This window comes from Exiguobacterium sp. A1_3_1 (genome assembly GCF_048985645.1).
In the GTDB taxonomy this organism is placed as follows: Bacteria; Bacillota; Bacilli; order Exiguobacteriales; family Exiguobacteriaceae; genus Exiguobacterium_A; species Exiguobacterium_A indicum.
Genome location: NZ_WBYY01000012.1, coordinates 1 through 22,125 on the forward strand (window position 1 = coordinate 1; position 22,125 = coordinate 22,125).

The window sequence follows — 22,125 nt, forward strand, 5'->3', positions numbered from 1 at the left end:
GATCAGCTTGGCAATGAGCCATCCAATCAAGAAAATGATGATCGCTCCAAGCAAGTTGCCGAGTGATCCGAGAATGCCGTTCAAGTTCAACGACGTTCCGTTCCAAATGTTATTCATCCTGCCACACTCCTTCACCTAAATAAAATTATATATTTCTGACACTTCTTTAATTTCCCCAGCTAAAGGATTTATTAAACCCGTGTCCGTACCAGAATGTGGCGTTTTTTGTTTTCAATACAAAAAATGGGATGTTTGCTATATGTGAGGATACACTGCTACAACAATCATTTCGTAAAAAAGCAGTATCGTCTAAATGACGACACTGCCTTATATCAAACGACTTCTTTTTCAGAGAATTGACTGTTGTACAGATCCGCATAAAAACCATCTGCCTCGAGTAATTCTTCATGTGTGCCCTGTTCGATGACACTTCCTTGATTCATGACGAGAATCAAATCGGCATCCTTGATCGTCGAGAGACGATGGGCAATGACGAAGCTTGTCCGTCCCTCCATCAAGCGACGCATTGCTTGCTGGATGAAGACCTCTGTCCGTGTATCCACACTAGATGTCGCTTCATCGAGAATCATGATCGGAGGATCAGCAAGAACGGCCCGAGCAATCGTCAACAACTGTTTTTGACCTTGCGAGATGTTCGAGGCTTCCTCGTTCAAGACCGTATCATACCCGTCCGGCAACGTCCGGATGAAGTGATCAGCGTGCGCCGTTTTGGCTGCGGCGATGATTTCCTCCTCGGTCGCTCCACTCTTACCGTAAGCAAGATTATCCCGGATCGTACCGTTGAAGAGCCACGTATCTTGTAAGACCATCCCGAACGTCGTCCGTAAGTCTTCGCGTGACATCTCGCGGGTATCGATGCCGTCAATCCGAATCGTCCCCCCGTTCAACTCATAAAAGCGCATCAATAGATTGATCATTGTCGTCTTACCGGCACCCGTCGGTCCAACGATTGCGACGGTTTGTCCCGGTGAGACATCGATGTTCATGTCCTCGATCAAGAGATCGGTTCCGTAACCAAAATCAACGTGTTCAAACGCGACCGCCCCTTCAGCCTGCGTAAGACGGTGTGTCGTCACTTCCTTGATTTCTTCTTCTTCGTCCAGTAATTCGAAGACACGTTCCGCTGCTGCGACCGTCGATTGGACAATGTTCGCGATGTTCGCCGTCTGTGTGATCGGTTGCGTGAACTGGCGTGTATAGGTGATGAACGCTTGAATATCCCCGATCGAGATCGCCCGTTGCGTGACGAGAATCCCGCCGACGATACTGATCAAGACGTAACTGATATTCCCGATGAACATCATCATTGGCATGATGATCCCGGAGATGAACTGTGCTTTACGTCCTGCTTCATACAACTCTTCGTTGACGGCATCAAACTGCTCGACCGCTTTGCGTTCATGTCCGAACGCCTTGACGACCGAGTGTCCGGTATACATCTCTTCGACGTGTCCGTTCAATTGTCCAAGCGTCCGTTGTTGATCGGCAAAGTATTTTTGGGACCGTTTCAAAATCGGACGGATCGCAAAAATCGAGACCGGTAATGAGACAAGTGAAATCAATGTCAGAATCGGACTAATCGTCAACATCATGATCAGAATTCCGACGATTGTCACAATTGAGGTGATGAACGATGTCACACTTTGTTGTAACGTACTCCCGATCGTATCAATATCATTCGTCACGCGGCTGAGTGTCTCCCCGTTCGGACGACCATCGTAATATTTCAATGGCAGGCGTTCGAGTTTATGATTGACGTCTTCGCGTAAATCGTAGACTGTTTTTTGAGCGATACCTGACATCAAATACTGTTGCAAGTAATTGAACAGACTACTGATGATATACAGTCCAGCCAGCCAGAGCAGGATTTGTCCGATTTTCGTGAAATCGATCGCTGCTCCCGGTACACCTTGGAACTTCGCATATGCCCCTTCAAACAATTCCGTGATTGCCGTTCCCATGATTTTCGGACCGGCAATCATGAAGACCGTACTGAGGATGGCTGCAAGGAAAACACCAACGAGTGCCGTCCGACGCGGACGCAGATACCGAAGCAGACGACGGAACGTTGCTTTGAAATCCTTTGGTTTTTCTCCGAGCATCATCATATTTCCGCCACCGGGACCACCAGGCGGAGGACCGCCGGCAGGTCGTTTTTTCTCACTCATGCGATTTCCTCCTCTGATAGTTGTGATTTAACGATTTCTTGATAGACGGCATTGTCAGCAAACAATTCATCGTGCGTTCCGATTCCAGCGACTTTCCCTTCATCCAGGACGATGATTTGATCGGCATCGATGACGGTGCTGACACGTTGAGCGACGATCAAGACGGTTGCATCGCGTGTTTCTTCCCGTAACGCTTTTCGAAGTGCCGCATCAGTTTTAAAGTCGAGCGCTGAAAAACTGTCATCAAAGACATATAAATCTGGTCGACGAACGAGGGCTCGCGCAATCGACAACCGTTGTTTTTGCCCACCGGAGACGTTCGACCCACCTTGTTCGATCCGTGCTTCGTAACCGTCCGGCATCCGTTCGATGAAATCGGTCGCTTGTGCGATTTGCGCTGCATGCGCGACTTCTTCGTCTGTCGCGTCCTCTTTCCCGAAGCGAATGTTTTCCGCGATCGTCCCCGTGAACAGTAACGCCTTTTGGGGAACGAAGCCGATTTTCGACCGCAGTTCCTCTTGCGGTACATCCTGGCTATCGACACCGTTGACCCGGATGCTCCCTTCCGTCACGTCATAAAAACGAGGAATCAAATTGACGAGCGTTGATTTACCGGAACCCGTTCCGCCGATCACAGCCGTCACTTCACCTGGTCGTGCCGCAAAGCTGATGTCGGATAAGACAGGTGTCTCAGCTCCTGGGTAACGGAACGTGACACGATCAAAGACGAGCGTTCCTTTTTCACGGTCAGCGGTTTGTGTACCTTCATCTGTCATCGTCGGAGTCATCTCGAGGACTTCATTGATCCGTTTCGCCGAGACGGCTGCCCGCGGAATCATGACGAACATGACCGACGCCATGACGAGCGCGAACATGATTTGCATGACGTACTGGATGAACGCCATTAAGTCCCCGATTTGCATGCCGCCATTATCGATCCGGATGCCCCCGAACCAAATGACACCGACGACCGTCAAGTTCATGACGAGCATCATGACCGGCATCAAGAACGCCATGATTTTATTGACCTTAATCGAGACTTCTGTTAAATCCGCGTTCGCTTTCGTTAACCGAACCTGCTCATCACGTTCCCGGTTAAAAGCACGGATGACACGGATCCCGGTCAAGTTCTCCCGCAAGACGAGGTTCAGACGGTCGAGTCGTTTTTGGACTTTCCCAAACAACGGAACCCCTTTCCACAGGATCAACAGGATTGAAATCACAAGGACCGGCATCGCCGCGACGATGACAAGTGATAGTTTGGCATCTTTTGAGACAGCCATGATCAATCCACCGATGAACATGATCGGCGCACTGACGACCATCCGTAACATCATGATGACGACTTGTTGGACTTGCGTGATGTCGTTCGTCGTCCGTGTAATCAATGACGCCGTTCCGACTTGGTCGAACTCTTGCAGGGAGAACCGTTCAACATGGTTGAAGACTTGGCGACGGATATCCCGTCCGAGTCCCATCGACGCCTTCGATGAATAATAACTGGCGGCAACGGCAGCTAACGCCCCGACACCGGTTATCCCGAGCATGACGGCACCAATTTTCCAGATATACGCGGTATCGCCGGTAACGACGCCTTTATCGATGATGTCCGCCATCAGTGTCGGTAAATACAAATCGGACATCGACTGCGCAAAAACCAAGACGAGCACAGCAAGGACCGCCCATTTATAGACCGTCAACCGTTTGAGTAACTTAATCATCCGAACATCCTCCTTTCAGATCTGGACGTAAAATCTGACCGATTCCCTCAGCAATCACTGCGTGTGTTTCAAGCATTTGTTCAAATACGTCCGAGTCAATCGTCGCAAGCACTTGCTCCAGTTGACGTTGCATCCCCTTCTCTTGTTCCTTGATGTCAGTGACGAATTGCTGACCTTGATCACTAAGCTTTAAGACGACTTCCCGTCGATTGTCGGGATTCGTCTCCCGAATGACCCAGCCCGATTGGACGAGACCTTCAATCGACTGACTGAGGGTACTTTTCGGTAAGTGCGTATGTGCAGCGAGCTCTTTTTGCGAGATCGGTCCACGCGGTGCAATCGTCATCAAGCTATGAAATTGCGGTAAACTGAGTCCGTTTTCCTGTGCCGTCTGGTGTGCTGCCCGGACGAGATGACGCTGGACGTTCCAAAACGACTGCATCATCGCAGTCGAACGGGTCGTTTCCGTTTGATCCATCTTGTTTCGCCTCCTTGTTCCATTTCAAATCGTTCCAAAAGGAACAATTACTTATATGAATTAAATTACTCTGATTATTTTCGATTGTCAACGAAAAGGCAATGTGAAAAATCACATAGTTTTGCTATGCTCAAGGAAGACAAGGAGTGAGCATAGATGAGACATGAAATGGGCTTATTCGAAGAACCGTTTCGTTCAATCGAACAAGGACGAAAGACCGTCGAAATCCGACTAAATGATCCAAAACGACAACAGGTACACGTCGGTGATCAGATTCGGTTCACCCATACGGAAACGAACGAGAAATTACTTGTCCGTGTAACAAAACGACAAGTCTTTCCTGATTTCCGAGCGCTTTATGAACAGATCGCAAACGAAGCTATCGACTGTGTCGGTTGGTCGCTCGACGAACTCGTGACGTCGACTTACTCGATCTATTCACCGGAAGCCGAGCAACAGTACGGGGCACTGGCTCTGACGATCGCATTAGAACCATAAAAAAACGTCTTTTCTACGCTTACAGTAGAAAAGACGTTTTTTCGATTCATTCAGGTTCGACGTGAACATGGATATCGTAGACACCATATTCTTCCGTCAGCGTATCCTCGACACGTGTCGCAATATCGTGCGCCTGATGGATATTCAAGGTGGAGTTGACAAGGATGACGACATCGACGACTTCATTGTTGCCGTAGTTACGTCCTTTGATTGACTTGATCCCTTTGACACCTTCGAGATCGAAGATGACATCTTCATACATCTTCAGCTTCTTCTCATCGAAGCCATCCGTCAGTTCGTGTGACGCTTCCGTAAAGATGTCCCACGCTGTCTTACAGATCAAGAAGCCGACGATGATCGCGGTCACGACATCAAGCCATGGCATGCCGAACTGTGATCCGACGATTCCGATCGTCGTTCCGACACTGACCCACGCATCGGATAGATTATCTTTCGCTGCTGCCATGACGGCTTTGCTTTCAATCTCCTCGGATAACTTCTTATTGTAGCGGTAGACGAAGTACATCACGAGAGCTGAACCGATTCCGACGTATGCTGCGAGAATATCCGGTGACTCCTGTTTGCCTTCAAACAACGTCGAGATCGTATCGATCAAGACTTGAAGACCGACTGCCATCATGATGAAGGAAGCTACGAGCGAGGCAATCGTTTCACTTTTCCAGTGTCCGTATTTGTGATCGTCATCTGCCGGACGTTGTGAAATCCGTAAGCCGATCAAGACAGCGATCGACGCGATGATATCGGTCGCGTTGTTCAAACCATCCGCCCGGAGTGCGGCAGAATCTGCTGTATACCCAATGATTAATTTTAAAGATGATAACAAGATATAGGCTGCGATACTGATCATCGCACCGCGTTCGCCGCGTTTTAGATTATCGTATTTTTGTTGTTCCATTCTCGTCGCCCCCACTTTCTCTGCGATTAGCAAACCTCATCGTACCAGTCGGAAATCGAGTGGGTCTAGAGAAATCATTTTGTTTCGAACTAGGTAATTAACAAATATACAACAATGTTTCCCTATACCAAACCAAATTCAATTGAGTTATGTGGCTCTTTTCAAGAAAATCAGTAGCATTATCTTAAAGAGCAACCAACTTTTTTGACTTGTCAGACTCTTTGACGAACATAATTCGTGCAAGTTCTGAAGGGAATCGGTAGACTAAAGGTACAACACCAAGAGGAGGAGTTCTCACAATGGCAGAATTCATTAAGAGTGAAGAAACATTCAAGGAATTGATTTCAAGTGACGCACCGGTCATCATCAAGTTCGAAGCAGACTGGTGCCCGGACTGCAAACGGATGGATTACTTCATGCCGGACGTCGAGTCACAATTCGACCACTTACCGATCCACACGATCGACAAGGATGAGTTCCCTGAAATCGCATCGAACCACGATGTCATGGGAATCCCAAGCTTGCTCGTCTTCAAAAACAATGAAAAACTGGCGCACTTGCACAGTGCAAATGCTAAAACACCAGAAGAAGTGACAGCCTTCTTAAAGCAAAACTTCAACTAAGCAAAAATAACCTGACGCCGCAGCGTCAGGTTATTTTTTTAACGTTCACACGCGATACCGTCTTTATCCCGGTCGCTCTTCGTGTTTACGTTATACGTCGCAAGGCTCACGTACGCCTTGTACTTTGTTGCTTTGTAGATCGGTTTTCCATTCTTGTCATACCCTGTCCGATTTTTTAGCCCCGCTTTTTTCGCAACGCCGCCTTTGTACGTCTTCTGCATTTCCGTACAGTTTTTAAAGGCTTTTGCTTTCGTTGCCGCTTCACTAGCTGCTGGAACATGGATCAAGGCGAGACTGACGACACCCGCGAGTACAAGCCGACTCCATTTTTTCATAGGGATTCCTCCTTTTTTCAAAAAACAACGATTCGTCTTTTGATTATAAGAGGTTATTTTTAAAAAATGGCTATTTTTTTAGATTTTATATCAATGGTTACATTTTTTGAAATTCAGCGAATATAATGCGGACTAACGAGTTCACCTTTTAAAATTGACGTCGGAATCTTAAATTCGACGATGCCCATATATCCTGGAGCGATACTGTACTCGTCAAACGACAGGACTAATTTGTGATCTGCCGTAATATAAAAGTTTTGTTTTGCGGAAATCTGCTTGAACTGCTCGTCCTCCGGTACATCCGGTGTTCCTTCGACGAAGTAGACTTTCCCTTCATCCGTCTTCATTTGCCGACGCATCTCTTCTTTTAGGTAATCACTGATCGTCGTGATATATCCGTCATCCTTGAACAAAGATGGTAATGTCAGGATGATCTGTTGTTTCTTATCGATCGTATCGTACTGGACGCTTTCTGATGCACTCGCCCTTGTTTCAGTGACGGTTCGACCAATCGACAACAAGTCTTCCGTATCCGTCTTGACGTCATAGCGGCTATCGACGGCAAATGCCCCTTCCTGTCCGTGCGTCTCCTGCTCAAACTTTTCGTAGAGCGCTTGTCCTTCCGCAATATACTTTTCGTTCAATTGTTGCTCGAGTGCCTTGTCCGGTAACGTCACTTGAGGAGCTTTAATATCAGCCGACTGCTGTGTTTTCGTCTCTTTCCAGTCAATCGTCACGATCTCAGTCAGTTGACCAAAAACTGGCACCTTCGCCATCGCGTCCGCAAACGACGCATTACTATTTAATCCACCAACGAATAACGTGATCGCGGCGGCTGTGATCCACACGGAGCGTTTTGTTCGCGAGGGACGCATCCGGCGCTCGACTTGTGCAATCATCTCATCGAGTTCTTTTGGAACCGGTGGTTGTTGGTAAGCTTGTTTCAGATCGTCAAGTTTGTTCGACATCTAACTCATCTCCATTCAATTTCATTTTTAATAAGGTCAATCCTTTATACAGCCGGGACTTGGTCGTGCTTAAATTCAGCTCCAAAATCGTTGCGACGTCTTTTAAGATCAAGTCCTCGAAATAGTGTAAGATGACGACTTCCCGGTACATAACTGGGAGCTCCTCAAGCGCCTGTCGCAAATCGGAATCCGGGTATGTATCTTCTTTTGTCGCGACGAGTTCGATCAGTCGATCCGTATCGTAACTGATACTATGCTGACGCTTCCGGATCGCATCAATCGCTGTTCGTGTCAAAATCTGATAGAACCAGGCTTTCATCCGTTCCTCATCTTCGAGTCGATCGAGCGATTGCAACGCTTTTTGGATGCTGTCCTGAATCACATCCAGACTATCCTGTTCATTTTTCATATAACTGTAGGTCAACCAGTAGAGATTCGGTTTGTATTGCTTTAAAAAACGGACGAATGCTTTTTCCCGTTTTCTCATTTGACGAGAGGTCATAGGCCGCGGCTCCTTTTTTCGATATCGTTCTGTGTATACATCATTAAGACGGGCGAGTCGAGAAAAAAGTTGACGACACAACAAAAAAAGGTGACACAAGGTCACCTTTTCATGGAGCAGACTTCATTAAGATAAGGATAATCAACAGAAACGGAACGATGAAAAGTAATGGAATGCCGACAATCGTGATACATCCAATATCAACCTTTCGCTGTTTTCGGCGTTCACGTTTCCCCGTCCGTTCTTCACGTTCATTTACGGGACTCAACATACAACTCACCTTTTCTACTTAATAATGCAAATGTCGTGATGTATCACTCCACATTTTCACCTGAAGTAAAATGAGCGCGATACCGTATAAGACACTCATGTATAACGAAAATTCACCAAACAGGACATTCGTCCAAGCATTTAATCCAAACAATGGAATGACAAAAATAAAATACAGTAAAAACTCAAGACTCGCTAATAGATCAAACCAAAGTGTCTCTGAAAACATTCCTTCGAGCAACCAGACACTATAAATATACAGTGTCGAAATCAGACCGAACCAAAGATACCTCGCGATTAATCGATACATCTTCTCTTCCTTTATGTAAAACAGCGAGCCGACTAAATAGCCGAACCAGATGACTGAAGCAATGCTTTGCCATCCATTTATCGTTCCGTCGGGATGAAGTATAGCGGACCAACCATTGATGCCAATCATACTCATTAAAATTAACAGAAAGAGCAGTCGATATGGTATGTTCCTTTGACGCATGATATGTTTCCTCCCCAAAGCATAAGTACCTATCTTTTCTTTTACTTAATATTCCATATGATAGGTTTTGTTCCTCTTCCATTTCAATAAATTATTCGTCTCTGTCGTTTAAACCACAACAAGGCAATGGACGTGTCCATTGCCTTGCCTTAGTCATTCCTTCACTTTGAGATTCACATCATCAATCGTTACGTCATGGACAGCGAACGGCGAACCTTCTGCGCGTCCCATCAGGAACTTCAACGCACCTGTATCCGTTTGTTCCATCGTAAAGGTATAGCTATACGTCTTCGGTGTTGTCGTGATTGGCTCGACTTGACTGAAGTAACGCGTGTACGAAGCATTTTCAATCGTCACTTCGATCGGACGCGATACAGTCGACGATGCCGTGAAGCTCAATTCATATGTTTTGCCTTTCGCGAGTGACAAGTTTCCTTGCTCGAGCAAGACACTCCATGGTTCTTGTCCTTCCGCTCCAATCTTTATGCGTGCTGCTTCATTGAAAGCTTCGATAGCGGCTTGCGCATCATAGTGGACGTATGACGACCATGACGTCAATCCGTTTGCAAACGAACCGTTTTTCAGTGGTGACGGATCAACCGGCACCGGTGTCACATCAATCAACTCCACATCATCGAGTGAGATTTTCCCGGCTTGTCCACTGAAGTCAAACACAAGCTGATTGTCGTCTGCCGTTTGTGTAGCCGTGAACGGAATGTCGACAGTCGTTGCTTGTTTCGTCAACGGTACAGTCGTCTGCTTCAATTGCTCTTGTGCCCCAGTGATTTTCACCTGAAGTGATTTCGCTTTTTTCGCACCTGCTGTGAATCGAAGCTGATACACATGCCCAGCTTCTAGTTGAAGTCCCTTCTGCGTTAAACGTGCCGTCGTTTTTTGTCCATGTCCTTCATAACGGAAATCACGTGACTCAGGATTAACAGCCCCTGTCGTCCGCTTGTTACCGTTGAAATGCCAGTACGTCAAACGGTCCATCGCCCCTTGATCGAACGTCCCGTTGTAGACGAGATTCCCGTCCGGTAGTGCCGGTTTTGTTGCATCTTCATCGATGACGCCGCGCGGAATCTGTTCAACACGGACGTTCCCGATCTGAACACCCGCTTTTTCAAGTCCGAGGTTGAACTCAAGACGTGCTGCGAGATCCGTCTCTGCCGCCATATCGAATGTGAACGTATGCCGTTTGACGCTCGGTGTCAGAGCGATCGACTGTTCATTCGAATATTTCGTGTACCCACGCTCTGCTCCACCGCCGACTTTGACCATCATCTTCCGGTCTGCTGTGCTGCTCGCGTCAAAGCTGACTTGGTAACGTCCACCTTGCGCGAGGGATACGTTTTGAATCAACTGATGGGAGTACGTCTGTGAACCAGGCTGATCAATCGTGACGTCCGCCATCCGTTGCCCCTCTTTTTCAATGATCGCAAGACTTCCTTTGCCACCGAAGTCCGGGAGCGTGACGTAGTTCCAGTACAGCGGATTAAACGACTGATTCCCGGTGATCATCGTGACCGGTTGTTCAAATGCTGTGTCGTAGACGAGGTTACCATCGATCGGTTGCTTGGCTCCGTCCGGTAACGTCACGTTTTCGTAGCTCGGTTCGACCGGTTCACGGTACGCTCGATTTTTCAAATCATAGACCCGGACGTAGTCGACTTCCATCTCGGCTGGGAACTTCGTCGTCGCATCGACTTCTCCATCGAACCAACCACCGACCGCGAGATTCATGACGAGATAGAAGTTTTGGTCGAACGGTGCCGGATAACTATAATTCGTCGCTGAGTTCAAGCCTTTACTGTACCAATCGTTTTGTGTTTGATAGAGGTTGCCGTCAACGTACCAACGGAGCTCACCCGGCTCCCACTCGACCGCGTACGTATGCCATTGGTCGATCCGCTGTCCGTCTGGGAAGTGATAGTCTTTCCCCGTGTATTTATTGTTCGGCCAGTTTTCTCCGTAGTGAATCGTTCCGGCGACCTTGTCCGGCTGACTGCCCCAAGCTTCCATGACGTCAATCTCACCGGACGCTGCCCAGGCCCCGTATTTATCTTGCTCCGGTAACATCCAGAACGCAGGCCAAAGCCCTTTTCCGGTCGGCAGCTTCGCTTTGATCTCATAACGACCGTACGTCTTACTGAACAACCCTTTCGTCTTCAGCTTCGCCGACGTGTAATCGTATGTACCGAGATCATCCGTCGTCTTTTCCTGCTTCGCCTTGATGACGAGTTTCCCGTTGCGAATAAACGAGTTATCTTGCTTCGTCGTGTAGTATTGTTTTTCATTGTTGCCCCAACCCGGTGAGACCGGTTGTCCGTTCGCATCCTTGATCCAATTCCCCGTATCATACGTCCATTTCGTCCGGTCGAGTTGTTTTGCCTGAAACTCATCCGACCAGACGAGCTTCCACTTCGTCTCTTTTTTGTCTGCCTTCGCGTCGACCGCTTGACCGCTCAGCAATAAACCGGTCCCGACCGCCAGTGCTACCCATGTCTTCATGTCTGTTTCCTCCTCTTAGTCAAAAAGAGGCAAGGACGAATGCTCGACCTTGCCTCCTTTGTCACGCTTCTTGCGGAATCGTTGCCTTATGTTGCTCGATGACGCCCGCATACCAGTGGGCGCTGTCTTTCCAAATCCGTTCCTGTGTCTCGAAATCGACGTAGAGAATTCCGAAACGCTTATCATAGCCGAAGCTCCACTCGAAGTTGTCGAGCAGTGACCAAAGATAATAGCCTTGGATGTTCATCCCTTCTTCGTTTAAATCAGACACCGCTTGGAGGTGTTGTGCGACGTAATCAATCCGGTTCTGGTCAGCGACGCGACCATCGACCAATTCATCGTCGAATGCCGCACCGTTTTCCGTGATGTAGATTGGTAAATCCGTATACTCGGCACGCAAACGACGAATCAAGTCCTTGAATTCGCTCGGGGCGATATCCCATCCCATACCTGTCTTGTCGTAATCCGAGTACGCATCCTTCTGCAGGAAATCGTTCGCAGCACTGAACTCGACGAGGTTACGGCTGTAGAAGTTGATCCCGAAGAAGTCACATGGGACGGAGATCGTCTCCATGTCGCCTTCTTCGATGAACGCGTAGGAATGGACGTATTTTGAGAACAAGTTCATCATATCGACCGGATACTGACCTTTGAAGACTGGGTCGAGGAACCATCGATTCGCATATCCGTCTGCATTGTTCATGGCCAGCTGATCGTTGACGGAATCCGTCTTCGCATACTTCGGTGCCAAGTTCAACGTGATACCAATCGGTGTGACCGATTTGAATTCACCCTTCAACAGTTCGACTGCTTTTCCGTGCGATAACAACAAGTGGTGCACGGCACGAACGGCTTCGTTCATGTCCGTATGACCTGGTGCATGTTGTCCGAGATGGTAGCTGAGGAACCCGGCACACCATGGTTCATTGTGTGTGATCCACGAGTCGACGATCCCGTCGAGTTCCGTGAAACAAGCACGGGCGAAGTCGAGGAACCAGTCGACCGATGCTCGGTTGACCCAGCCGCCTTCTTCATGTGCCCAAAGTGGTAAGTCCCAGTGGTACAGCGTCACGGCTGGCTTGATGCCTTCTGCCCGCAGACGTGTCGCGAGTTTCTTATAGAACGCCATGCCTTCCGGATTGTAGACCCCTTTTTGTGGGAAGATCCGTGGCCAGGCAATCGAGAAGCGGTACGTGTCGACGCCGAGACGTTTGATGTGCTGGATATCCTCTTCATAACGGTGGTAATGGTCACAAGCGATATCACCGTTATGTTGTTCGAAGACTTTTCCATCCTCATCACAGAAGGCATCCCAGATCGAAGGCGTACGTCCGCCTTCGTTGTGGGCGCCTTCGATCTGATACGACGACGTCGCCGTTCCGAATACGAAGTTCGGTGCAAATTTCATATGTGTAATCTCCTTTAAGCTACTTATTCTTTAACGGCACCTGCCGAGATACTGCTGACGATATATTTCGAGAGGAACAAGAAGGCGATCATGATCGGTACGACAGAAATCGCGATCCCGAGATAGAGCGAGCCTAAGTTCTCTGCGACTTGTGACCCTTTCAAGAAGCCCATCAAGACCGGTAACGTATACTTCTCTGGAGAGAAGAGTAAGACGAGCGGCATGATGTAGTTGTTCCATGAACCAATGAATGTAAAGATCGACATCGTCGCGATCGCCGGCATCATCATCGGCAAAGCGATCGTATGGAAGATCCGGAACTCACTCGCTCCGTCCATCCGTGCTGCCTCGATCAGACTCGGATGCAAGACCGTCTGGACATACTGTCGGACGAAGAAGACCGTGAACGGACTTGCAATCGCCGGAACGATCAAGGGGATATAACTATCGAGCAATCCGAGATTTTTACTTAATTCGTAGAAACCGATCAATCCGAGCTGACCCGGAACCATCATCATGACGAGCATGAAGACGAACATCGCATTCTTCCCTTTGAACTGATAAAAAGCGAATCCGAACGCTGTCAACGCCGAGAAATACCCCGATAAGACAGTGACAAGAACAGCGATGATCAAACTGTTCTTGAAACCGGACCAGATGTTGACGTAAGCGCTGAGTGCCGCGTAGTTCTCAGCGAGCGAGTTCCCCGGAATCAACGAGAATCCGGACAAGACTTCTTCGTTCGAGCGCGTCGCGTTGATGATCATCATCAAAAACGGGATGATACAGGCGATCGTCAAGACGACGAGACCAATATAGATGACACTTTTGCCGAACCAGGCTTTCTTTTGTTTCGGTGGTGGCGTCAACTTGAGCGGGCGTTCGACACGCTCCGGTTGTTCCTCCGTTTGTGGCACGATCCGACGTGCTTCTGCATTTCGTTCCATCGGTCAGGCTCCTTTCGGTGAACGTTCTTTTCGGAACATCCCTTTGAAGACGATGATTGAAAAGACGAGCGTGATGGCAAACAGTCCGTATGCGACAGCAGCGGCGTAGCCATAGTTGTTGTATTTGAAAGCTTGGTTATAGAGATAGAGCACCATCGTGTTCAAGGCACCATCTGGCGCACCGACACCATCCGTAATCAACATCGGGAGGTCGAACAATTGCAGACCACCGATCAACGACGTGATCATGATGTAGAGCAAAATCGGTTTTAAGAGTGGCAACGTGATGCGTGAGAAAATCTGCCAACGTGTTGCCCCGTCAATCAAGGCTGCTTCGAAGTAGTCCTTCGAGATCCCGGATACGCCCGCCATGACGACGATGAACGAGTGACCGAGCCACATCCATGTCAGGATAAGCGAGACGGAAATTTGTGCGGTCACCGGTTGCGTCAACCAGTTGATCGGCTCCGAGATGATTCCGATTTTCATCAACATCATGTTCAGTGAACCATGCTGCCAGTCGAGCAAGATGCCGAACAATAAGGCGACCGAGCTGATCGTGATCAAGTTCGGTAAGTAGAACGTCGCCCGGAAGAAGGCAAGCCCTTTTAATTTCAACTGGAGATCCGAGAACAACAAAGCGAGCAATAAAGCGCCACCGATCTGAAGGATGAAGTTCAGACCCCAAATCTTCAGAGTGTTAAAGAACGCTTCGATGAAGTACGTATCCCCGAGTAACCGCGTATAGTTCGCGAGTCCGACGAGTTGTTCGCCTTCAGCGCCCGTGTAATTCGTGAAGCTGTAATAGAAAGTCAAGGCAACCGGATAGATGCTGAAGATCAAGAAGACGATCCAAAACGGTGCGATGAACAGATACCCATGGCGATCGAGTTTTTTCACAGGTCAAACCCCTTTCTTAAACAAGAAGAGGTGAGGCGAGGATCGCCCCACCTACTCTCCTTATTCCGGTACTTTTACGTCCGGGTACGCGTTTTTGACTTTTTTGTAGAATTCAGCAAGTGCTTCGTCTTTTGATTTTTTACCTTGAACGTATTCCATGACCGATGCACCGTACAATGTATCGAGCTGTTGGTCATACTTCGTAACGATCCCTGGTGTGATCTTGTCTGCTTGATCAAGGAAGAACTCGTAGTTGTTCTGTCCGCCGAGGAACTCATCTTTGAAGTCGGTTTTGATTTTCTCTGTGACGGGTTTGTACGCTAACACGTCACCTGTTTCTTTTGCCCAGTCCGTTAAGAACGCTTCGTCCTGCGTCATCATCTTGACGAAATCATACGCAAGCTTTTGTTTCTTCGAATCTTTGTAGACACCTAACCACGTACCACCCCAGAAGTATGGGCTCGGTCCGCTTGTGACCGCCCAGTCACCCGCTGATTTTTTCGCGTTTTCTTTGAGGACACTGTGAAGACCCCATGTCGGGAGAACGTAAGAGAAGACTTCTGTTTCAGTCTCTTTACCGTTTTCTTTGACTTTGACCGGTTTATCCATGCCTGCGAACCATGATGGTGACCATTCCGGTGCAAGTGCTGTATATTGTTTTGTCCGAAGTTCTTTTGCGTAATCCATGTAATCTTTCTTGTCTTGTGTCAAGACGAGCTCTTGCTTATCGTTGACCCAAGGTTGTGGGTCGTTCCCTTGTGCGAACCAACGGATTGATCCTTCATCCGGGAACATCTTGTAGCCTTTACTCTTCATTTTTTCAGCGACTTCGAAGACGCCGTCCATCGAGTCCATCATGCCGCCGATTTCTTTTGGATCATCTGTGCCGAGGACTTTTTTCGCGATGCTGCGTTTGTAGTAGACGCCACCTGGTGTCGTTTGCCATGACAGCGCACGCACGTTGCCGTCTTTATCTTTTCCCATGTCATAGACGTACGGGATGTAGTCGTCTTTTACTTCGCCTGCGTTAAACGGTTTTTCAGAGAGGTTCGCCCAGTAGCCGGCATCAACCCATTGCTTGAGGAACGCGATCTCGCCTGTGAAGATATCCGGTGCTCCGACGCCACTTTCAAGGGCTGGTTTCAATTTCGTCGGGTAGTCAGCGATCGGTACGATCGTCAATTCGACTTTGACACCGTTTTTCTCTTCGAACTTTTTGATGGGCTCTTTTAACTCATCCGTGAACGACCAGATTTTCAAGACTTCTTTCCCGCCGCTCGTCTTTTCTTCGCTGCTACCTGAACATCCAGCAAGGACGCTTGCTGTTAACGCACCGACTGTTAACACGCTAACTAATTGTTTCTTCATCTCATCTCATCCTTTTGTTAAGTATTCCGCTTGTAAGTAAGCGGTTTCAATTAATTATTCAAAAATACCGAAAGCGCTTTCGGAAAGGCTTTAAAGAAAATTCCCGAAAGCCCTTTCGGAAAAAGTGATAAAAAATGATTTCGAAATCGCTCTCGCTTTTCCTCACTGACAACGAGCGAGAGCGATTCCGAAACAACCATTGTGTTATTCAGGTACTGGACCTGTCGATTGACGAACCATCAAATTGACCGGGATGACATCGCGTGTCGTGACCCGTTTTTTATTGACGATCTGTTCAATCAAGACTGATGCTGCATGCTGACCGATCGTTTCCGTATCTTGTCGGACTGTCGTCAACTTCGGTGTGATGTACTGCGACATGTAGATATCATCGTACCCAACGACTGAGATGTCTTCCGGAATCCGTAACCCGGCTTCATGAATCGCTTCAATCGCACCGATTGCCATTTCATCCCCGGCAACGAAGACCGCTGTCGGTCGTTCAGGTAGTGCCAGCAACTCGTTCATTGCCCGCTTGCCTTCTTCCCCGGAAAAGAATCCACCGTTGACGAGATATCCGCTCGGAATCGGCAAATCAAGTTGTTCCATCGCTTGCTGATAGCCTTCAATCCGCGCTCTTCCGGCATCTGTCGACGTATCCCCCGCAATGTGGGCAATCAACCGATGACCGAGTTCGTGCAGATGATTGACGGCAAGTGTTCCACCGGTAATGTTATCCGAGTAGACGACACTACAATCAGCACTGTCCATATCGACGACGACGATTGGAATCGTACTTTGAATCAATTCTTGGACGTGTTGATCCATCTGATCGGAACAGATGACGACGATGCCGTCGACTGCTCGGTGTCGGAAATGCTCGAGGTAGCTCATGTCGCGATTGCGTAAATTCCGCGATGCGAAGATGAGATCATACCCTTGTTGCTCTGTTGCTTTTCGGAAACTTTCAATGATCGCGTTGAAGAACGGATGCATCATTCCGACGCCATGTGCTTCCGAGAACATGACACCGATCGTCCACGAACGTTTCGTCGAGAGCGACTGGGCGTGCGCGTTCGGTAAGTATCCCATCTCGGCTGCTGCCTGGACGATTTTTGCTTTCGTCTTTTCGCTGACATCCGAATAATTATTTAAGGCTTTTGAGACCGTTGTAATCGAAAAACCGGTCATCTTCGCTAAATCATAAATTGTTCCCATGCTACTCACTCCATTTCACCGAAAGCGCTTTCGATAAATTTAGTATACGAAGTCTCTCTGGAAGTTGCAACCTATTTTTTTATAAATATCAGAAAATATGAAAACGTTATCATTAATACTCGATTCACTTCGAAAAGAGTTCGATTTTTCTTTTAATACGAACAAATGTTTGGTATACTTAAAAAAACACACTTCGCTTTTTTAGAGAGGAGCTTTCCCATGCCAATCAATCCGTATCTCGTCTTTAACGGCAACACGCGTGAGGCACTGACGTTCTATGCACACGTTTTCGGTCAAGAACTACCGGAGATCATGGAGTTCGGACCCGGTCCCGGTCCTGACGGTCAGCCCTACCCTGAAGAGATGCAGTCACTGGTTCTACATGCTGAACTGATCGTTCATGGTACCCGCTTAATGTTCTCAGACGCAATGCCGCATGATCCGGTCACGATTGGTCAGAATGTTACCTTGGCACTCCACTTATCTGACGTGGATCTGTTACAGAAGACATTTGATCAACTCGCAAAAGACGGCACCGTCATCATGCCGATCCAAAAGACATTCTGGAGTGAAGCGTACGGAATCGTCGAAGATACGTTTGGTGTCCAGTGGCAAGTCAATCACGTAGTGAGTGAAGTGTCGGTGTAACCTTTAAACTCCTCGAGAACTCGAGGAGTTTATTTTTAGTCTATCAAGCCATGGTATACTTTGAAAAAAAGGGTTAGAAGGAGCGAATCACATGATATCGATGACGTTGCGACAACAACTCGTTCAAGCGATTAACGTACACGTGCATGCTCATTTTATTATCTTATTCGGCTCCGGAGCTACGGGAAACATGACAGACGATAGTGATCTGGATATCGCTTATTTAAGTGACCACCCCCTCTCCGCCTACGATCGATTTTTATTGGCCGGTCAATTAGCACGACTCGCTGGTCGTGAAGTTGATCTCGTCGATATAAAACAGATTGATCCGATTTTGACGATGCAAATCTTCACAGAAGGTTTAGTCATCGACTGTCAAAATCCGAATGAGCTGACACGACAACAAATGCGTGCATATAGCATGTATGCTGCCTTTTCTGAGGAGAGGGCTCCAATCGTACAGTCAATCAAAGATCAGGGGAGTGTTTTTTAATATGAACGATGTGTTGTTAAATAAGATAGCGACCATTGAACGTTGTTTATTAAGAATACAGGACGTCTACCAGAACGAACCTAGTCATTTAAAGGATTACACCAAACAAGATAGTATCATTTTGAACATCCAGCGTGCATGTGAGGCAAGTATCGATATCGCCATGCATCTAGTTCGAACACGGAAGCTTGGTCTACCTAAATCGAGTCGTGATGGATTTCACCTGCTCGAGGAAGCTCAGCTCATCGACGCTTCACTGGCTACTAGTCTCATGAACATGGTCGGATTTCGTAACATTGCAGTACATGACTATCAATCACTGAATCTAGACATTCTTCAAGCAATATTAGATCGTCATCTTAATGATTTTTTGACATTCACTCGAACTGTCATTGAACTAGAAGATTGATTCGCTACGAAGCTTTTTTATAAGTAAAGGCGATTCCGTAAATTGGAATCGCCTTTTGTTTAGCTATCGCTTAAAGAGTGAAATGCATACTTGGCTGAATTAACGGCTCCAACTAGTATTGTCTTATGTATGTGGAAAATTCTCCATTTTCACACACCTCCCTATTGTAATGTAGCCAAACAAAATAGAGTGATCTTTCAAATGTTTCTACAGGTTCAAAGCAATTTACAGGAATGGTTGATGATTTAAAGTATGTCATAGGCGTTGAAGAAGGAGCGTACTTTATGGATATCCAAACCTTTATCTATTTAGAGAATGAACAGAATCATGTGAACATCACAGAACAAGATCGCATTTAAGTATACATTCAGCAAAAAGAGGATTGGTTAGAAGATGGCTTTTTAAATCTAGACGGTACGATTTCTTTTACCCAGAATGGAATCATACAAGGAGCCGATCACTCAGACGAACTTGCACCACTATGGCAGTACTATGCAGACGCTTTGAAAAACTGTCTAGAGGATGGATCTGCTATATTCTATTAGCCGAACACACCTATTGAAGTGTGTTTGAAAAAAGTAAATAACAATCAATTTTCATTAACCATTGATCAAGAAGAAGCTGTCTATAATACACTAGATTTCATTCAAGCTTTTAAACAAGCAGCTCTATCTTTTCATCAGCTCGTCGAGGTTATTTCTGACCGAAAATACGAGGATGATTTACTCGAAAAAATCGAGAACTTGTCATAATGATAAAAGGCGATTCCGTGACTTGGAATCGCCTTTTAGTTAGCTCTCGCTTAAAGAAGTCGAACGCACAGTTGACTGAATCAACTGCTTTAACCAGAGTTGTCTTGCTTCTACTGAAAAATCTTCATTTCCGAATCTCTCTACTCTAAACGGAAGCATTTCTAACAACTGACGCTCCAGTTCTTGCCGTGCCTGTAAAATCGTAATCGTCCCTTCCACTCCTGATAAAGAGCGATTTACACCATATGCTTGCTCAGTGTAATAGGATACGAATCCGTCCGCCCATTCTGTCGGACGCTCGTTTAATGCTTTACGGAAGCTTCGTTCTACATCTGGTTGATCAACATAGATTAGAACAGGATGGAGCGGCGTAATGATCGTCGCTATGCGTTCAATATATGCTCGCAACGTCGCTTCCGGTAGATCGTATTTTATGAGCCCCATCGTCAATGGATTTTGTAAGAAACAGCACTCAAAAACATATGTTGTATCCGTCGTTAACGCTTGAGCGACGAATTCTTCCCACTTTTTAAAGATCAATGACTGATGTAACTCAAATGGTAGTTCATAGATATCTCTTGCTTGCAGAAACGCAAGTGCTGCTTCAGGAATATCCATTTCTGACTGCCACTGGCGATATGATACCAGCACGTAGTCATTGAACACCTCAGCAAATCGTAAGACATCGAGTGAAGCGTATTTACTTTGAAAGTCTATCCATTCATTCATCGTTAAGTAAGCGACACTCTCATAATCTGCAGGATGGTTGAGATCTCCTTCGATATGAAGACGCGTTTTGATTTGTTCCTTTTGAAATAGACGAGTTAATGCTTCAGCTGTTGTTGTTTTGCCCGAGCCTGGGAGTCCTTCGATAAGAAATAATCTTTTGGTCATAAAAGCCCTCTTTCAGTTAAAAAAGTATTAAATCATCATCCAATTATTTTTATAGTTTGTAGTATGGTAAATTAACAATATAATTGTTGCGATGTAAAGAATTTCAAAATACTGTGAGGTGCTTTTATTGGGTTGGAAATTAGATATTGCAGAAGCACAGGAAAGTTATTTATCGGAAAGCGATTTATGGCGTCTAACACAGCAATTCTTAATGCATTCAACTCATACAACTACCTATAAACATATTTTGATGAAAGCATTATTAGAGTCGACTGCTGAAACTGACGAGACAGGAAAAATCACTTTTTTAGAAATATCTAAGCATGTTTCAAAAATTTACTGGAATCTAGTCATTACACATGGATTGCGTCAGGTTAATGTAAAAAATGGACAAAGTTCTGTAGAGAAGATTTTAATAGATTTTCAAGAAACACATTGTATACCTTCAAACTGGAACTTTGAAAAATTATCTACAGCTCATCAAAACGAGTTAATTAAACTTATTAATATCGTCTACAAAAAGTATGTCTATGGTTCATTTTACTCGTCATTTGATGGAACAATTTATTCTTTTAATAAGAAGGAAGAATGGATTAAACTTGTACCTAGTTATCTAGTTTTCTTCGAAAAGTACAAGCGTATCTTAATGAACATTACAAATTATCAGCTATCTATATTCTTAGAAAAGTATAATTCTAGTCATTTAATGAAAAACATATTAAGTAAAGTCGAATTTGTATCAGCAAGACATTCTTTAGCTGAGTTTAAAAATATACTATTGCTCCATGGTCAAACTACTTGTTTTTATTGTCATAAAACATTACAAAAAGTACACGTAGATCATTTTATCCCGTGGTCTTACACTCAAAATGATGTACTTTGGAATTTTGTATTGTCCTGTCCCACTTGTAACACAAGTAAAAATAATAAAATTGCACAAAAAGATTTTTTGTACAGCTTGATAGATCGAAATGAACAATTAAATGCTGTAATTCATATGAGAAACTATACCGAAAATAAGCTGAAATATACTTACGAATATGCCATTCAAAACGGATTTAAAATATGGACTCCAAATAGAACCTACTAATTATTGATTTTTTTGGTATACAAAATATAAGTAGGTTCTTACTTCTTTTAGAGATGATCTTTAAATAACTTTTCTGTAACTAAACGATCTCTATAGTTTTGTAACGATTCTTCATTCTTAAATTCATATAACAATTCGATGTAACGGTCTATTGCATTGCTTCCACTGTTTTTGATGAGTGTTTCATATAAATGAGACACTCCGCCAGCAGCGTAGTTTTCAATTCTCTGTAACTCTTCTTTCCCAGGTTCAACTTCTCCAAACTCATCATAAATAATAGAATTAATAAGTAATTCGTCATCAATTGAAAAAACAGATTCATTAAAAGACTCAGCATTTTTACCTCTTTTAAACGCAATCACTTTACCGGTTTCACGTCCAATCATTAATCCAGCCATAAAAATATCTTTAAACGTGTTGAAAAATCCAAATTCTCCTTCGCGATGTAACTCATCGTATTCATGTTGTTGTTCTAAACTTCGTGATAGTCGCAT

Annotated in this window: 24 protein-coding genes; 6 read left to right on the forward strand and 18 right to left on the reverse strand. The window is 45.9% G+C overall.

Annotated elements, in window-relative coordinates:
* The 4 genes from F8N00_RS02505 to F8N00_RS02520 form a co-directional block, all read right to left on the reverse strand.
* A partial coding sequence (locus F8N00_RS02505) for a mechanosensitive ion channel family protein (RefSeq protein ID WP_421017748.1) occupies positions 1–117 on the reverse strand: 117 nt, incomplete at its 3' end.
* A 215-nt stretch (positions 118–332) separates the two neighbouring features.
* Positions 333–2,189 carry an ABC transporter ATP-binding protein gene (locus tag F8N00_RS02510; protein WP_023466928.1) on the reverse strand — a complete coding sequence of 619 codons (1,857 nt, stop codon included), beginning with the start codon at positions 2,187–2,189 and terminating at the stop codon, positions 333–335.
* The gene (locus tag F8N00_RS02515) at positions 2,186–3,910 is read right to left on the reverse strand and encodes an ABC transporter ATP-binding protein (protein ID WP_035399082.1); all 1,725 of its coding nucleotides are present in this window, start codon (positions 3,908–3,910) and stop codon (positions 2,186–2,188) included. The genes F8N00_RS02510 and F8N00_RS02515 overlap by 4 nt, the downstream gene beginning before the upstream one ends.
* Positions 3,903–4,388, reverse strand: coding sequence for a MarR family winged helix-turn-helix transcriptional regulator (locus F8N00_RS02520; protein ID WP_023466926.1), 486 nt, complete (start codon positions 4,386–4,388; stop codon positions 3,903–3,905). The genes F8N00_RS02515 and F8N00_RS02520 overlap by 8 nt, the downstream gene beginning before the upstream one ends.
* A gap of 156 nt (positions 4,389–4,544) precedes the next feature.
* Between F8N00_RS02520 and F8N00_RS02525 the strand changes: the two genes are divergently transcribed.
* Complete coding sequence (locus F8N00_RS02525; RefSeq protein WP_055970007.1) at positions 4,545–4,886, forward strand: ASCH domain-containing protein; 342 nt, start codon at positions 4,545–4,547, stop codon at positions 4,884–4,886.
* A 46-nt stretch (positions 4,887–4,932) separates the two neighbouring features.
* Here the strand turns inward: F8N00_RS02525 and F8N00_RS02530 are convergent, their stop codons facing one another.
* Positions 4,933–5,802: a cation diffusion facilitator family transporter gene (locus tag F8N00_RS02530; protein ID WP_023466924.1), complete on the reverse strand. Its 870-nt coding sequence runs from the start codon at positions 5,800–5,802 to the stop codon at positions 4,933–4,935.
* A 299-nt stretch (positions 5,803–6,101) separates the two neighbouring features.
* Here F8N00_RS02530 and F8N00_RS02535 point away from each other — a divergent pair, with 299 nt between their 5' ends.
* On the forward strand, positions 6,102–6,425 hold the full coding sequence (locus tag F8N00_RS02535; protein WP_023466923.1) for a thioredoxin family protein: 324 nt from the start codon (positions 6,102–6,104) through the stop codon (positions 6,423–6,425).
* Positions 6,426–6,463: 38 nt separating this feature from the next.
* Here the strand turns inward: F8N00_RS02535 and F8N00_RS02540 are convergent, their stop codons facing one another.
* The 11 genes from F8N00_RS02540 to F8N00_RS02590 form a co-directional block, all read right to left on the reverse strand.
* A complete protein-coding gene (locus F8N00_RS02540) occupies positions 6,464–6,760 on the reverse strand; it encodes an excalibur calcium-binding domain-containing protein (protein WP_035399100.1) in 297 nt (98 codons plus the stop codon).
* Positions 6,761–6,873: 113 nt separating this feature from the next.
* Positions 6,874–7,728, reverse strand: a complete 855-nt coding sequence (locus tag F8N00_RS02545) for an RsiV family protein (protein ID WP_421017737.1) — start codon at positions 7,726–7,728, stop codon at positions 6,874–6,876.
* Positions 7,712–8,230 carry an RNA polymerase sigma factor gene (locus F8N00_RS02550; protein ID WP_052017215.1) on the reverse strand — a complete coding sequence of 173 codons (519 nt, stop codon included), beginning with the start codon at positions 8,228–8,230 and terminating at the stop codon, positions 7,712–7,714. Before F8N00_RS02550 ends, F8N00_RS02545 begins: the two co-directional genes overlap by 17 nt.
* 109 nt (positions 8,231–8,339) lie before the next feature.
* Entirely contained in the window at positions 8,340–8,501 is a 162-nt protein-coding gene (locus F8N00_RS02555) for a hypothetical protein (RefSeq protein ID WP_156357227.1), read from the reverse strand.
* Between the two features lie 18 nt (positions 8,502–8,519).
* Positions 8,520–8,993, reverse strand: coding sequence for a hypothetical protein (locus F8N00_RS02560; protein WP_143404466.1), 474 nt, complete (start codon positions 8,991–8,993; stop codon positions 8,520–8,522).
* A gap of 153 nt (positions 8,994–9,146) precedes the next feature.
* Positions 9,147–11,504 carry a carbohydrate binding domain-containing protein gene (locus F8N00_RS02565; protein ID WP_421017738.1) on the reverse strand — a complete coding sequence of 786 codons (2,358 nt, stop codon included), beginning with the start codon at positions 11,502–11,504 and terminating at the stop codon, positions 9,147–9,149.
* Between the two features lie 61 nt (positions 11,505–11,565).
* Positions 11,566–12,912: a GH1 family beta-glucosidase gene (locus F8N00_RS02570; protein WP_421017739.1), complete on the reverse strand. Its 1,347-nt coding sequence runs from the start codon at positions 12,910–12,912 to the stop codon at positions 11,566–11,568.
* Between the two features lie 23 nt (positions 12,913–12,935).
* Positions 12,936–13,859, reverse strand: a complete 924-nt coding sequence (locus tag F8N00_RS02575; protein WP_023466914.1) for a carbohydrate ABC transporter permease — start codon at positions 13,857–13,859, stop codon at positions 12,936–12,938.
* Between the two features lie 3 nt (positions 13,860–13,862).
* Positions 13,863–14,759, reverse strand: coding sequence for a carbohydrate ABC transporter permease (locus tag F8N00_RS02580; protein WP_023466912.1), 897 nt, complete (start codon positions 14,757–14,759; stop codon positions 13,863–13,865).
* Between the two features lie 60 nt (positions 14,760–14,819).
* The gene (locus F8N00_RS02585) at positions 14,820–16,127 is read right to left on the reverse strand and encodes an ABC transporter substrate-binding protein (protein WP_023466910.1); all 1,308 of its coding nucleotides are present in this window, start codon (positions 16,125–16,127) and stop codon (positions 14,820–14,822) included.
* A 204-nt stretch (positions 16,128–16,331) separates the two neighbouring features.
* Positions 16,332–17,345: a LacI family DNA-binding transcriptional regulator gene (locus F8N00_RS02590; RefSeq protein ID WP_421017740.1), complete on the reverse strand. Its 1,014-nt coding sequence runs from the start codon at positions 17,343–17,345 to the stop codon at positions 16,332–16,334.
* Between the two features lie 219 nt (positions 17,346–17,564).
* Here F8N00_RS02590 and F8N00_RS02595 point away from each other — a divergent pair, with 219 nt between their 5' ends.
* From F8N00_RS02595 to hepT, 3 genes are all read left to right on the forward strand, one after another.
* Positions 17,565–17,993, forward strand: coding sequence for a VOC family protein (locus tag F8N00_RS02595; protein WP_035399110.1), 429 nt, complete (start codon positions 17,565–17,567; stop codon positions 17,991–17,993).
* Between the two features lie 91 nt (positions 17,994–18,084).
* Positions 18,085–18,486 (forward strand): type VII toxin-antitoxin system MntA family adenylyltransferase antitoxin, encoded by a 402-nt coding sequence (gene mntA / locus F8N00_RS02600; RefSeq protein ID WP_035399111.1) that lies wholly within the window; start codon positions 18,085–18,087, stop codon positions 18,484–18,486.
* 1 nt (position 18,487) lies between these two features.
* Entirely contained in the window at positions 18,488–18,895 is a 408-nt protein-coding gene (gene hepT / locus F8N00_RS02605; RefSeq protein ID WP_058713429.1) for a type VII toxin-antitoxin system HepT family RNase toxin, read from the forward strand.
* Between the two features lie 791 nt (positions 18,896–19,686).
* Here the strand turns inward: hepT and F8N00_RS02610 are convergent.
* The gene (locus F8N00_RS02610) at positions 19,687–20,541 is read right to left on the reverse strand and encodes a hypothetical protein (protein ID WP_421017741.1); all 855 of its coding nucleotides are present in this window, start codon (positions 20,539–20,541) and stop codon (positions 19,687–19,689) included.
* A gap of 127 nt (positions 20,542–20,668) precedes the next feature.
* Here F8N00_RS02610 and F8N00_RS02615 point away from each other — a divergent pair, with 127 nt between their 5' ends.
* Positions 20,669–21,631, forward strand: coding sequence for an HNH endonuclease (locus tag F8N00_RS02615; RefSeq protein WP_075642715.1), 963 nt, complete (start codon positions 20,669–20,671; stop codon positions 21,629–21,631).
* Between the two features lie 47 nt (positions 21,632–21,678).
* On the opposite strand, the gene F8N00_RS02620 is transcribed toward F8N00_RS02615, so the two are convergent.
* A complete protein-coding gene (locus F8N00_RS02620) occupies positions 21,679–22,125 on the reverse strand; it encodes a hypothetical protein (protein WP_075642716.1) in 447 nt (148 codons plus the stop codon).